This window comes from Corynebacterium sp. c8Ua_99 (assembly GCF_039907185.1).
Classification (GTDB): Bacteria; Actinomycetota; Actinomycetes; order Mycobacteriales; family Mycobacteriaceae; genus Corynebacterium; species Corynebacterium jeikeium_D.
Genome location: NZ_JASBOG010000002.1, coordinates 1 through 13,055 on the forward strand (window position 1 = coordinate 1; position 13,055 = coordinate 13,055).

At 56.4% G+C, this 13,055-nt stretch carries 10 protein-coding genes and 1 pseudogene; 8 read left to right on the forward strand and 3 right to left on the reverse strand.

Annotated features, from left to right (window positions below; genetic code table 11):
- Positions 1 to 184: 184 nt before the first annotated feature.
- A complete protein-coding gene (locus QKE19_RS01365) occupies positions 185 to 622 on the forward strand; it encodes a hypothetical protein (RefSeq protein ID WP_049189609.1) in 438 nt (145 codons plus the stop codon).
- A 184-nt stretch (positions 623 to 806) separates the two neighbouring features.
- Here QKE19_RS01365 and QKE19_RS01370 read toward each other — a convergent pair.
- The 3 genes and pseudogenes from QKE19_RS01370 to QKE19_RS01380 all read right to left on the reverse strand — a co-directional run bounded on the left by QKE19_RS01370 (position 807) and on the right by QKE19_RS01380 (position 3,952).
- Positions 807 to 2,326 (reverse strand): annotated as a pseudogene (locus tag QKE19_RS01370) (aldehyde dehydrogenase family protein).
- Positions 2,327 to 2,447: 121 nt separating this feature from the next.
- On the reverse strand, positions 2,448 to 3,161 hold the full coding sequence (locus QKE19_RS01375; protein ID WP_049170138.1) for a response regulator transcription factor: 714 nt from the start codon (positions 3,159 to 3,161) through the stop codon (positions 2,448 to 2,450).
- Entirely contained in the window at positions 3,161 to 3,952 is a 792-nt protein-coding gene (locus tag QKE19_RS01380) for a histidine kinase (protein WP_083301589.1), read from the reverse strand. Before QKE19_RS01380 ends, QKE19_RS01375 begins: the two co-directional genes overlap by 1 nt.
- A gap of 126 nt (positions 3,953 to 4,078) precedes the next feature.
- Here QKE19_RS01380 and QKE19_RS01385 point away from each other — a divergent pair, with 126 nt between their 5' ends.
- From QKE19_RS01385 to QKE19_RS01415, 7 genes are all read left to right on the forward strand, one after another.
- Positions 4,079 to 4,795 (forward strand): ABC transporter ATP-binding protein, encoded by a 717-nt coding sequence (locus QKE19_RS01385; RefSeq protein ID WP_083301590.1) that lies wholly within the window; start codon positions 4,079 to 4,081, stop codon positions 4,793 to 4,795.
- Positions 4,792 to 6,228: an FtsX-like permease family protein gene (locus QKE19_RS01390; RefSeq protein WP_070546208.1), complete on the forward strand. Its 1,437-nt coding sequence runs from the start codon at positions 4,792 to 4,794 to the stop codon at positions 6,226 to 6,228. Before QKE19_RS01385 ends, QKE19_RS01390 begins: the two co-directional genes overlap by 4 nt.
- A 189-nt stretch (positions 6,229 to 6,417) precedes the next feature.
- Positions 6,418 to 7,692, forward strand: coding sequence for a PhoH family protein (locus QKE19_RS01395; RefSeq protein ID WP_042388806.1), 1,275 nt, complete (start codon positions 6,418 to 6,420; stop codon positions 7,690 to 7,692).
- A 97-nt stretch (positions 7,693 to 7,789) separates the two neighbouring features.
- Complete coding sequence (gene ugpC, locus QKE19_RS01400; protein WP_016423093.1) at positions 7,790 to 8,926, forward strand: sn-glycerol-3-phosphate ABC transporter ATP-binding protein UgpC; 1,137 nt, start codon at positions 7,790 to 7,792, stop codon at positions 8,924 to 8,926.
- An 81-nt stretch (positions 8,927 to 9,007) separates the two neighbouring features.
- Positions 9,008 to 10,219 (forward strand): DUF4032 domain-containing protein, encoded by a 1,212-nt coding sequence (locus QKE19_RS01405; RefSeq protein WP_172620277.1) that lies wholly within the window; start codon positions 9,008 to 9,010, stop codon positions 10,217 to 10,219.
- A gap of 480 nt (positions 10,220 to 10,699) precedes the next feature.
- On the forward strand, positions 10,700 to 12,028 hold the full coding sequence (locus QKE19_RS01410; protein ID WP_042388805.1) for an ABC transporter substrate-binding protein: 1,329 nt from the start codon (positions 10,700 to 10,702) through the stop codon (positions 12,026 to 12,028).
- Positions 12,029 to 12,207: 179 nt separating this feature from the next.
- Positions 12,208 to 13,053 (forward strand): sugar ABC transporter permease, encoded by an 846-nt coding sequence (locus tag QKE19_RS01415; protein WP_016423090.1) that lies wholly within the window; start codon positions 12,208 to 12,210, stop codon positions 13,051 to 13,053.
- Positions 13,054 to 13,055: the final 2 nt, after the last annotated feature.

Consider the following 13,055-nt stretch of genomic DNA (forward strand, 5'->3'; position numbering starts at 1 on the left):
GTCTGAAAGTGTCATAAACTCACACAGTTTCACATTTGCAGCCCATAATTTTTCGGGGTTGTCAGTTTCTCTCCTTACCCCACTTTATGCTCGGAGATCTTTGTTCTTGTGGGCGTGACTCGATTCTCCACTGAGGAGGGGAGATTCAGCATTTTTGGAGGTCATCTCACGTAACCTGGGACGCATGAGGCTCGACAATATAACCCGCCCCTTGCTGGCGTCCTTTTTCGCCGCGGTCGCGTGGAGCGTTTTAGGTGGGCTAATCTTGCCGGAGCCCAATCTCGCCTACGACGAAGGAATTGCGTCGTGGATCGTGTCCATGCTGGTCTCAGTAATGCTGGTCGGAGCAATAGCTGTTTTTGCCGGTGATCGTTCGTCGGTCCGGGGGATGACCAGCGCGCGGAGCATTGTCGCAGCAGCTACCGGCGCAGGAATTGCTGCGCTTGGCGATTTGGCATTCCTATTTCTCACCACGCCGCCCGATGGCCAGGACGGCCTGGTCGTCGCCTATGTCGTGTTCTTCTACATCCCGCTACTATTTATCGGCGGATGGGCCGCCAGTGCCACGATTAAACGGGTGTGTAGGTGGCGCCGGAAAGCGAAGAAAGAAAGAGAGACCTAGCTGGCGGCCGTGAGCTAGGCCTCTAAATTTGGAGTCGCCAGCGCCTGGTGCGTCCGGTTAAGGCCGACCATTGCAACCTGCCGGGTGCGGAGGGCGTTTTTTCGGGGGGCAGAGGCAGTTGTCGACACCTTCATCGGACGTGAATCGGAATCGACAAACCGCCTAGCCCCAAGTGGGCGGATTCTTAGAACAGGCCAGTCGGGTTCTCGTCGTAAGAGACGAGCATGCACTTGGTCTCCTGGTAGTGCTCGAGCATCATCAAGTGATTCTCGCGGCCGATACCGGACTGCTTGTAACCGCCGAAGGCTGCGTGAGCAGGGTAGCTGTGGTAGTTATTCACCCACACACGGCCAGCCTGGATGCCGCGGGCAGCGCGGTAGGCGTTATTCTGGTTGCGGCTCCACACGCCGGCGCCAAGACCGTAGATAGTGTCGTTGGCAATCTCGAGAGCCTCATCCAGAGTCTTGAAGGTTGTCACGGCCAGGACCGGGCCGAAAATCTCCTCGCGGAAGAAACGCATCGAGTTGTTGCCCCTAAAGATTGTCGGCTCGACGTAGTAGCCTCCCTCCAGCCCTTCGAGCTTGGCGACGTTGCCGCCGGTGAGAACCTCCGCGCCCTCCTTCGGCCCGGACTCCAAGTAGCCGGAGATTTTGTCCAGCTGCTCCTGGGAGGCCTGGGCGCCCATCTGTACCGACGTATCCAGCGGGTTGCCGGTCTTAATCTGCTTAACGCGCTCGACCGCGAGCTTCAGGAACTCATCAGCGATGTCTTCGTGGACCAGGGCTCGCGACGGGCAGGTGCAGACCTCGCCCTGGTTCAACGCGAACATGGCCAGGCCCTCAATGCACTTCTCGCGGAACGCATCGTCGGCGTCCATGACGTCGGGGAAGAAGATGGACGGGGACTTGCCGCCGAGCTCCAGCGTGATCGGAATAATCTTGTCGGACACTGCCTTGTTGATTAGCTGGCCCACGGCAGTCGATCCGGTGAACGCAATTTTGGAGATCCGGTCGCTTGCGGTCAGCGCAGCACCGGCCTCGGTGCCGAGGCCATTGACGATGTTGAGAACGCCGTCCGGAAGCAAATCGGCGATAATCTCGGTGAGCATGAGAATCGACGCGGGGGTCTGCTCTGCTGGCTTGAGCACGATGCAGTTGCCGGCGGCGAGGGCCGGGGCGATCTTCCATGCGGCCATCAGGAGGGGAAGTTCCACGGGATAATCTGGCCGACGACGCCGAGTGGCTCGTGGAAGTGGTAGGCGACCGTGTTGTCGTCAATCTGTGAGATGCGCCCCTCCTGCGTGCGGGTGGCCCCGGCGAAGTAGCGGAAGTGGTCGATTGCGAGCGGGATGTCAGCGGCGAGGGTCTCGCGAATGGCCTTGCCGTTCTCCCAGGTCTCGGCGACGGCAATCTTCTCAAGGTTTTCCTCCAGACGGTCCGCGATGCGGTGGAGGATCAGCGCCCGCTCGGCCGCAGGAACCGAGGCCCAGGAGTCCTTCGCCTTGTGCGCGGCGTCGAGAGCGAGCTCAATGTCTTTCTCGTTAGACCGCGGAACCCGGCAGAAAACCTCGCCCGTAACCGGGGTGGAGTTGTCCATGTATTGCCCGTCTACTGGAGGTGTCCACTTACCATCGATGAAATTTTCGTACTGCTCCTTGTACGTGAAGATTGCATCGGGGGTGCCGGGGTTGGCGTAAACAGTCATGTAGACACGTCCTTTCTATAGGGAAACAACAAACGTATGAGCCAACTTTAAATTGTGACTCGTGTCATAATCAACACTTATTTTTTCATCGCTTTTGCGAGAGATGCGATTGCTGCCGACCCTAAATCTGCCCCGACGTCGCCGTGAGAAATTCCAAAATTGCCCGCACACGGCGGTTTTCCTCGCCGGGCTCCAGATGCAGCTTCATAAAGATGTTGGACACGTGTTTCGCCACCGCCGCCCCGGAAAGCACGAGGTCATCGGCAATCTGCTTATTGGACTTGCCGCGTGCCATCAGCTCGAGCACTTCGCGTTCGCGCGCCGTTAAACTGGCTAGCCCCGATTTGCCGGACTGCATCAATGCCGTCGCCACATCAGGGTCAATCACCACGCCACCACCTGCGACGACCTCGAGCGAACCCAAGAAGTCCAGCACCTGGCCAACGCGGTCTTTGAGCAGATACCCGGTCCCGCCACTCGAGCTGCTGCCACTTGAGCCGGCCCCAGTACCAACCCCAGCACCTCCCGGCGAGAACAACTCACGCGCATACGCCGGCGCCACATACTGCGACAGCACCATGACATTCAGCTGCGGATAACGCTCGCGCAGTTCCACTGCGGCCCGCAGGCCGTCGTCACTCATCTTCGGAGGCATGCGCACATCGGTAATCACCAGGTCTGGCAGCTCGCCCGAGTCGTCAAACCGGTCATCGATGTCCGCCACCAGACCGTGCGCAGTGTCGACCATCGCAATCACTTCATGTCCGCGCTTTTCGACGAGCCCCGCGACTCCTTCCCGCAGGAGTGCCGAGTCATCCGCAATGACAATTTTCATTATTTCGCCGCACCTTTCTTCTCCACGCTTTCCATATCCATGCCTTCTATTTCTCCAATGCCCGATTCCCAGCGATTTAGCATCAAGGGAATTCTGGCTATTACCTGCGTTGGCCCGCCTTCGGGAGAGTGCATGGTCATCGCACCGTCAAAAGTGGCCAGGCGCTCTTTCATGCCCCGCAATCCGCGCCCCAATTTTGCCCCACCTGGGCCTTGGTCCGTAATTGAAATATTCAGTGTTTGATCTGAGGTGAGCAGCACAGAAACAGGAGCATTCGGCGCATATTTTGCTGCATTTGTCAGCACTTCTGCACAGAAAAAATATGCCGCGGCGAGCACGCTTTCCTCCAATTCCGGCAGCGGATAGGGAGTGTGTACAACAACGTGAGGGCCATATCCTTCAGCAATTTCCTCAACAGCCGCTTGCAGTCCGCGATCGCGCAACACCTGCGGATGGATGCCATGGACTGTTCGCCGCAAGGCCCGCAGGCCATCCTCCAAATGGCCGCGCGTTTCCGACAGGAGCTGCATTAGTTCCTCATTGCCAGTATTGGAGGCCTCTAATTCCGCAAGTCCTAATTTCATTGAAGCCGCAACAATGTATTGCTGAGCTCCGTCGTGGAGGTCATTTTCAATGCGGCGACGTTCAATCTCAAAGGCTTCGGCAATTGTTCGTCGTGAAGCGGTAAGTTCGGCGATGCGGGCGGCGGCGGATTCCTCGTAGCTGCGTTTATGCGCTTTTTCGCGACGGTTCGCGCCGATATATTTGCGGAAATAATCCTTCAGCTCCATAGTTTCCCATGGTACGAAAGCTCTGTGTGCGGAGGAATTAATTTCCGGCATGGTAGACCTAGCACTACCGCAAAAGGAAAGTGGGCACGGTGTTGAAATCGCCTCCGTGCGAGTGAAATGAGTGCCATGACAGAGAACAACAGCCCCAGAAACGCACGACTTTGTATCCGCGACATCACCAAGTCCTACAATTCCGCTCCCGTTCTCACCGGCATTTCGCTGACCATTGAGCCCGGCGAAACGGTTGCAGTCATGGGACCGTCAGGTTCTGGTAAGTCCACGCTGCTGCACTGCATGTCCGGCGTTTTGCTACCGGACGACGGCGACGTCATCTTCGGTGACACAAAGATCAGTTCGCTTTCCGACGCCGACCGCTCCGCCCTCCGCCTGCACGACTTCGGCTTCGTTTTCCAAGATGGCCAGCTCCTTCCCGAGCTGACTGCCAGGGAAAACGTTGCTCTGCCAATGATTCTGCAGGGCAAGAAGCGCTCGAAGTCACTCGCGCTTGCCGACGATGTCCTCAACCGCCTGGGGCTCAAGGACCTCACGCGCCGTCGCCCAGGACAGATGTCCGGCGGTCAAGCACAACGTGTGGCAATTGCCCGCGCGATGGCCGGCGAGCCAGGTGTCATCTTCGCCGATGAGCCGACTGGCGCGCTGGACCAGTCCACAGGCCATGAGGTCATGCAGCAGCTCACCGCGTTGGTGGAGCAGACTGGCACGACATTGGTGATGGTCACGCACGATGTGAAGGTGGCCGACTGGTGTCGTCGACGTGTGGAGATCCGCGATGGCCTGATTCACGACGACCGCATGCTGGCAGGAGCGGAGGTTACAAAGTGAGCACCGTAACTGAAGCAACAAAACCCCAGAGAATTCCTACCGGCGCACTAGCGGACTTGAGCACGCGGCTGCAGCGCGCCGGGCGTGAATCCCATTCGGGAAACGGCTGGCTGTCCGCATTGTCCGTGGTGGCCATGACCGTGAGTACCTGGTTGGCGTTGGTCGTCGTCGGTGGCACGGCGATGTTTTACCGCCGTTGGCAGGCTGAGCCAAAGCTGCCGCCGAACCCAACACCCGAGGATTACATGAATCAAGGTCAGGGCGAGATGTACCTGCAGCTGGCACTCGTGGCCTGTGTTTTTGTGATTCCGGCAATGGTTTCGCTCGTGGCACAGTCGGCGGTGCTTGGCGCTGCAGGACGTGAGCAGCGATTGGCAACTCTGCGCTTGATTGGTCTGTCTAACGGGGCAGTTACGCGCATGGTGATTATCGAAACCCTCGTATTGGCAGCTGTAGGGCTTGTCGTGGGCACGTTGTTGTCGGTGGCCACTGCGCCATTCTGGGCGATAATCAAGTTCGACAATGACTACCTGGATACCTGGGACATGTTGCTGCCCTGGTGGGGCTACCCGCTGGTCTGGGTTGCCGTGGTGCTCCTCGCGCTCTATGCGGCTGTGGTTGGTTTGCGAAGGGTGATGATTTCACCACTCGGCGTTAGCCGCAAGGAAGTGCCCAAGTCGATGAAGGCGTGGCGCATGATTGTGGCCGTTGTTATCGGTGCGATCGTCCTATACGTGATTGCCAACTCCAATATCGCGGGTGGAACCGTCACTGCCACGCTTGGTGTCGCAGCGATGATGTACCTGATGGTCTGGGCAATTGGCCTGGTGGCGCCTTTCTTTATCCAGCTTGTTGCCCGCATCTCCAGCTTCTTCGGTACTTCAAGTGATTTTGTGGCGACGCGACGAGTCGCGACTAACGCTAAGGAATCGTGGCGTCGAGTAAGTTCCATGGCCTTCCTGTCTCTGCTGCTTGGCTACACAATGATGGTGCCTGGCGAAGACAAGATTGAAGAGGTTGCAGATGTCACATTCGCGCACGATATTGCAACCGGTGTGACTATCACTTTCGTAATCGGTTTCATTCTGTTGCTGGTGTCAACGCTTTTGACTCAGGCCTCAGCCGTCTATGAAGAGGCATCGCTGACAAAGGCGCTGGACTTCATCGGGACGCCAATCAGCTTCCACCGCACGGTCACTTTCAAGCAGACATTCTTTCCCATGCTTGCGACCAGCATCTTCGGCTTTGTTATGGGTGCGCTGTTGGGAGCCACCATGTTCGGCCCGATTGCGAACGAAATCACGTTTGGTCAACGCTCACTTGTTGTTGCGCTGGCGTACCTCGTGGGAGTTGTATCAGTTGGCGCTGTGACCTTGGCGGTTGATCCGCTTCGCCACAAGTTGCTGGGTCGACAGATTCGCCATAACGATTAGTTGCCATTGCAATGACTAGTTGCCATTACTGAAGACAGTAGAGAGGCCGGGCAGCGGTGCTCGGTGCTCGGCCACTTCCTTAGGGTTCAACTTGAGGATTAGAGCCTGTAACCAACTGTGGTTCATCTGATAACCAAGCATTCATCTCACAACCACGTAATTTCTACCTCTGACTTTTAGCCTGAGGGCATGCGTACCTACGTGCTTGATACCTCGGTCCTGCTGTCCGATCCCCACGCCACCAAGAAGTTCGATGAGCACCAAGTTGTGCTTCCGCTGGTCGTGGTGAGTGAGTTGGAGGCCAAGCGCCACCACCCAGAGCTGGGGTGGTTCGCCCGAGAAGCGCTCCGTTTCCTCGAAGAGCTGCGTTACCGCTACGGCCACCTGGACCGGCCTGTGCCCGCCAATGATCTTGGCGGGTTTATGCATATTGAGCTCAACCACTCCGATCCCTCCATCCTTCCCGCAGGCTTCCGCACCGCCGAAAACGATCACCGTATTCTCGCTTGCGCCCTCAATCTTCAGCACGATGGCCATGATGTCGTGCTGGTCACCAAGGACATTCCGCTTCGTGTCAAGGCTGGTGCGGTCGGCTTGCCTGCCGACGATTACCGCGCCCAGGACGTCGTTCTGACTGGGTACTCGGGAATGGTGGAAGTAGACGTCGACCCGGAGGAAATTGATCGTCTCTTCGCCAATGGCTTCCTTGAGCTCGAGCAGATCCAGGATCAGCCGCTGCACTGCGGCGTGCAGCTCAGCGCTGGTAGCCAGTCTGCGCTGGCACGGGTGAGCGCCCCGGGCGTCGTCAAGCTTGTGCGGGGCGATACGGAGGCGTTTGGCCTGAAGGGGCGGTCGGCGGAGCAGCGTGTGGCGCTTGACCTGCTGTTGGATGACTCGGTGGGGATAGTGTCCCTCGGCGGCCGGGCCGGTACGGGTAAGTCGGCGCTTGCGCTGTGCGCGGGTCTGGAGTCGGTGCTGGAGCGCGGACTGCATCGCCGAATCGTGGTGTTTCGTCCGCTCTACGCAGTGGGTGGACAGAACCTTGGCTACTTGCCAGGTAGCGAGGATGAGAAGATGAATCCCTGGGCACAGGCTGTTTACGACACCCTGGAGGGATTGGTTTCAGACAACGTGATGGATGAGATTGCCTCGCGCGACATGCTGGAGGTACTGCCGCTGACTCACATTCGCGGTCGTAGCCTGCATGACAGCTTCGTGATTGTCGATGAGGCACAGTCGCTGGAGCGCAACGTACTGCTGACGGTGTTGTCGCGTCTTGGTAGCAATTCCCGGGTCATCCTTACGCACGACGTGGCGCAGCGTGACAACCTGCGCGTCGGCCGCCATGACGGTGTGCAGGCGGTGATTGAAAAACTCAAGGGCAACGAGCTTTTTGCACACATCACGCTGAAGCGCTCGGAGCGCTCGAAGATTGCGGAGCTCGTGACGGGGCTGCTCGATTAAGAGTAAGCTTGTGAGGCAGATACGTAGGAGCTGTTCCTGCGGTTACTTTCACTCGGATCGTTCGGCACGTACCTGCCGATGAAAGGTTTGTATTCACATGGCTACTGTGACTTTTGCTGATGCCACTCGCATTTACCCCGGTGCGACGAAGCCTTCTGTGGACAAGTTCAACTTGGAAATTGCCGATGGCGAGTTCCTGGTTCTGGTAGGCCCCTCCGGTTGTGGTAAGTCCACAACACTGCGCATGCTTGCCGGTCTGGAAGAGGTCAATGAGGGCAAGATTTTCATTGGTGATCGTGATGTGACCAATGTCTCGCCCAAGGATCGCGATATTGCGATGGTCTTCCAGAACTACGCCCTGTACCCGCATATGACGGTGCGCGAGAACATGGGCTTCGCGCTCAAGATTGCTGGTGTGGACAAGGACGAGATTGACCGTCGTGTCGAAGAAGCTGCGAAGACCCTGGATCTAACTCAGTTCCTGGACCGTAAGCCTAAGGCTCTGTCCGGTGGTCAGCGTCAGCGTGTGGCAATGGGGCGTGCGATTGTGCGCAAGCCGCAGGTGTTCCTGATGGACGAGCCGTTGTCGAACCTGGACGCGAAGCTGCGTGTTCAAACCCGTACTCAGATTGCGGCCATGCAGCGTCGGATGGGTGTGACCACCATGTATGTCACCCACGACCAGACTGAGGCGCTGACCATGGGCGACCGCATCGCGGTCATTAACTTCGGTGTTCTGCAGCAGGTCGGTACCCCGCGCGAACTCTACGAAACCCCGGCAAACGAATTCGTCGCGGGCTTCATTGGCTCGCCTGCGATGAACCTGGGCACGTTCAACGTCTCTAATGGTTACGCCACGTTGGGCGAGGCCAAGATTAAGCTGCCGGAAGCCACACTTGCTGCAATCACGCCGGAGGATCAGAACCAGATTATCGTGGGCTTCCGTCCGGAGGCATTCGACCTGGTCGAGGGTCCGGGCGATGACGTCATTCCGGTGCAGGTTAACTTGGTCGAGGAGTTGGGCTCCGATGCATTCATGTATGGAGACCTCGTCGGTGGCGGAGCACTGAGCTCCGGATCTTCCTCTAACCCGGACGAAGAGGAACACGGTCAGGTGGTTATTCGTACCGCCCCGCGCACCGCGCCGAAGTTGGGCTCGGTAGTTTACGGCAAGATTCGTCCGGGCATGCTGCACCTGTTCTCGAAGTCGACTGGTATGCGCCTTCCGGCCTAAAATCTTTCGTTTAGATGAAATGAGTAGCTGGTAGGGCAGTGGGACAGTAAGACAGTTTTAGGAGCCACCGTGTCGGAAACTATGAAAATAGCCGCGACAACGGTGGCTTCAAAGCTTTTGCGCCTTCCTTGGCATATACCTCTGGAACAGTGGCCAGATGATTTGTTAGCCGCCTTGCCTCAGGGAATTTCGCGACACATTGTTCGATTCGTCAACTTAGATGACCGCGTCATTGCAGTGAAAGAAATTGGTGAGTTCACTGCTCATCATGAGTATCGAATGCTGCGTGACCTGGTCAGGCTCGGTGCTCCATCGGTTCGCCCGCTCGCGGTAATCACCGGCCGGAAGGATCCAGATGGCGAACCGTTAACTGCCGCACTCGTCACAGAACATCTCGAGTATTCGCTGCCGTATCGTGCAGTTTTTTCTCAACAGGTCACCCGCGAAACTGTGGTCCGCCTGATTGACTCGCTGGTAGTCCTGCTAGTTCGGTTACATCTCCTTGGTTTTTACTGGGGCGACGTGTCACTGTCGAACACATTGTTTCGTCGTGACGCAGACGCTTTCTCCGCCTACCTTGTCGACGCGGAAACGGGAGATTTGCAAGGCACACTCTCAGATTCCCGCAGGCTTTACGACGTTGACGTTGCCCATACCAACATCATCGGAGAGCTCATGGATCTGCAGGCCGGCGGATTCCTCGATCCTGAGTTGGACGTAATTGCGGTGGGTAGGCGCATTATTGAGCGTTATGAGGACTTGTGGCAAGAGCTGACGGGGGAAGAATCTATTGGTGTTGAGGAGCCTTGGCTTGTCGATGAGCGGATTCGCAGGCTCAACGACCTCGGTTTCGATGTTGGCGAGCTGAAAGTCACCAGTGATGGTGGCCGTGTTGTATTCCGACCACGAGTGGTTGACGCAGGGCATCACCATCGGCAGTTAATGCGACTGACGGGGTTGGATGTTCAAGAACGGCAAGCGAGGCGGATGCTCAATAGTATGCAGACCTTTCGGTTGGCGGAAGGTCTTGAAGGGGTTCCGCTAGAGCAGGTTGCGCACCGATGGCTGCGTGAAGTTTTCGAGGCCACAATTCTGGCTGTGCCCGAGGGGCTGCGTGGAAGGCTGCAGGATGCGCAGGTTTTCCACGAGGTCTTGGAGCATCGCTGGTACATGGCAGAAAAACGCCGTGCGGATGTGCCGCTTCAAGAAGCGGTGCAGAGCTACGTGGATCGAGTGTTGCCCGGGCATCGCGACGAGTCCGTATATCTTCCCGCGAGCGATGAGGTCGAGTAGCTCTCTAGAAGCAGACTGTCGAGCGTACGATTATTTCAAAAGTGACAAGTAAACGACCCGCCAGAATATTATAAAAATATACATTCAGGCCAAACAGGGGTGCTTTTGGTGGTCGGGTGGTTGTCGGGTCTGCGTGTGATTGTCGCGGCCAGGTGCTTACTTTGGTGCCGGTAGGCGGCTCTGTTCAGCGAAAACAGCTCGAAAACAGCTCAAATTCTAGGTGTGCTTTCGAGAGCTTTTGCTATTTTTCTCCTTTGCATTTGTTCACAGCTGGCTGAAGGCCAACCTAAATTGGTTTTGGTCAAGTAAGATTTTGGTGAGACCGAATACCCGCGTGGGTGGCGTCGAAGTTCGCATGAAAGGCTACTTCTAGCCGCAGGGCGGGATAATCCAATTAGGCCACGGCTGCTGGCAAATATTCGTCCGAATTGCTCGGAGGATGCCATTGAAGTGGCCTTTCTTCTCAAGGGAGAAAACATAGTGAAGAACTTCAAGCGCCTTTCAGCTCTGTGTGCAGCAGGCCTGATGGCAACCGCTGGTTTGGTTGCGTGCTCGAGTGATGATGCGGTTGCAGATGGTGGTGTCTACTTCCTTAACTTCAAGCCGGAGCAGGATGCCGCATATCAGAAGATTGCGAAGGCATACACTGACAAGACTGGTGTCCAGGTCAAGGTCGTTACTGCAGCTTCGAATTCCTATGAGCAAACTCTGAAGGCCGAGATTGGTAAAAAGGACGCGCCAACACTGTTCCAAGTCAATGGTCCGGCGGGCCTGCGTACTTGGCAGGAATACATGGCAGACATGTCTGACACTGAGATCGCACAAAACCTCAACGAGGGCATCGAGCCGCTGAAGGGCGAGGACGGCAAGGTATACGGCGTCCCGTTTGCAGTCGAGGGGTTTGGCCTGATCTATAACGAAGAGATCATGGACAAGTACTTCGCGCTGCCCGATGCCAAGGCCAAGAGCATCGACGAGATTAAGGCCTTCGGAAAGCTGAAGGAAGTTGCTGAGGACATGCAGGCCAAGAAGGACAAGCTGGGGATTTCCGGCACCTTCGCTTCCACCTCGCTCGCATCCGGTGAGGATTGGCGCTGGCAGACACACTTGGCCAACGGACCGGTTCATTATGAATTCGAGGACCTTGGCACCAAGGAAACCGCTGATGTGAAGTTCAAGTACAACAAGGAGTTCAAGAACCTCTTTGATCTGTACCTGAATAACTCCACTGTCGAAAAGACTCTGGCCCCGTCGAAGGCTGTGTCCGACTCGATGGCGGAATTCGCCCAGGGCAAGGCCGCTATGGTTCAGAATGGCAACTGGGCATGGTCCCAGATCAACGATGTCTCCGGCAACGTGGTCAAGCAGGACAAGATTAAGTTCATGCCTATGTACATGGGCCTGAAGGACGAGGATAAGACCGGCATCTCGGTTGGTACTGAGAACTACCTGACGGTCAACTCCAAGGCTTCGGAGGCTTCCCAAAAGGCAACGAAGGACTTCGTCAATTGGCTGTTCAACACCGATGAGGGCAAGAAGTACGTCGTCGAGGATCTCGGATTCATCGCTCCGTTCCAGAACTTCACTGAAGCCGACACTCCGAATGACCCGCTAGCCAAGGAAGTGGCCGCAGCAATTGAGAACGAGGACCTGACCACCATCCCGTGGGACTTCCAGTACTTCCCGTCGCAGCAGTTCAAGGATGATTTTGGCGCAGCGCTGGCGCAGTACGCTTCCGGAAAGATGCCGTGGGACAAGGTTGTCGAGACTTTCGCCGACAGCTGGAATGCGGAATCTCCGAACAATTAAATACCAGCAAATCAATGGTGATCCATTCCATCGGTGAGTGTGAAGCGAAAGCTTCTCGCGCATGAACAACCGACGGAATGAGTTCATCCAATGGCAAGGCGGAGCTCGGGGCTCGGTGACCTGTTAAACCGGTCTCGAGGCACCAGGCTCCGCCTTTAGCTTTAGGAGCGGTGTTGTAGATGCAAGCAACATTGAAAAAGTATTTCCCAATTTTCGTGCTACCCACGCTGATTGCCTTTGCAATCGCGTTCTTGGTGCCGTTCGTTATCGGTTTCTTCCTATCATTTACTGACTTCACAACCATCACTAATGCGCAGTGGGTTGGTATCGAGAACTACCAGAAGGCCTTTAGTGAGCGCGAGGGCTTCGTCGCTTCCTTCGGATTCACTCTCATGGTGGTTGTTGTTTCCATCATTACTGTGAACTTGTTCGCGTTCTGGATCGCATGGATTCTGACGCGCAAGCTGAAGGGCACGAACTTCTTCCGCACAGTCTTCTTCATGCCGAACCTCATCGGTGGCATCGTGCTCGGTTACACCTGGCAGTCGATGATTAACGCAGTGCTGGCATCGTACGGTACGACAATCGTGTCCGACTGGAAGTTCGGTTACGCCGGTCTGATCATCCTCATCAACTGGCAGCTGGTCGGTTACATGATGATTATCTATATTGCCGGTTTGCAGAATGTCCCGCCGGAGCTCATCGAAGCTGCGGAGATTGATGGCGCTGGACGCTGGGAGATCCTGCGGCACGTTACTATCCCGATGGTCATGCCATCGATTACCATTTGCCTCTTCTTGACCCTGTCGAACACTTTCAAACTCTTCGACCAAAACTTGGCCCTGACCAATGGTGCGCCGGGTTCAGAGACAGAAATGGTTGCTCTGAACATCGTCAACACCATGTTTAACCGAATTGGTGTGGAGGGCGTTGGTCAAGCCAAGGCAGTAATTTTCGTCGTCGTGGTCGTAGCGATCGCGATGCTGCAGCTGCGTGCTACTCGCAGCAAGGAAGTGGAGGCATAAAT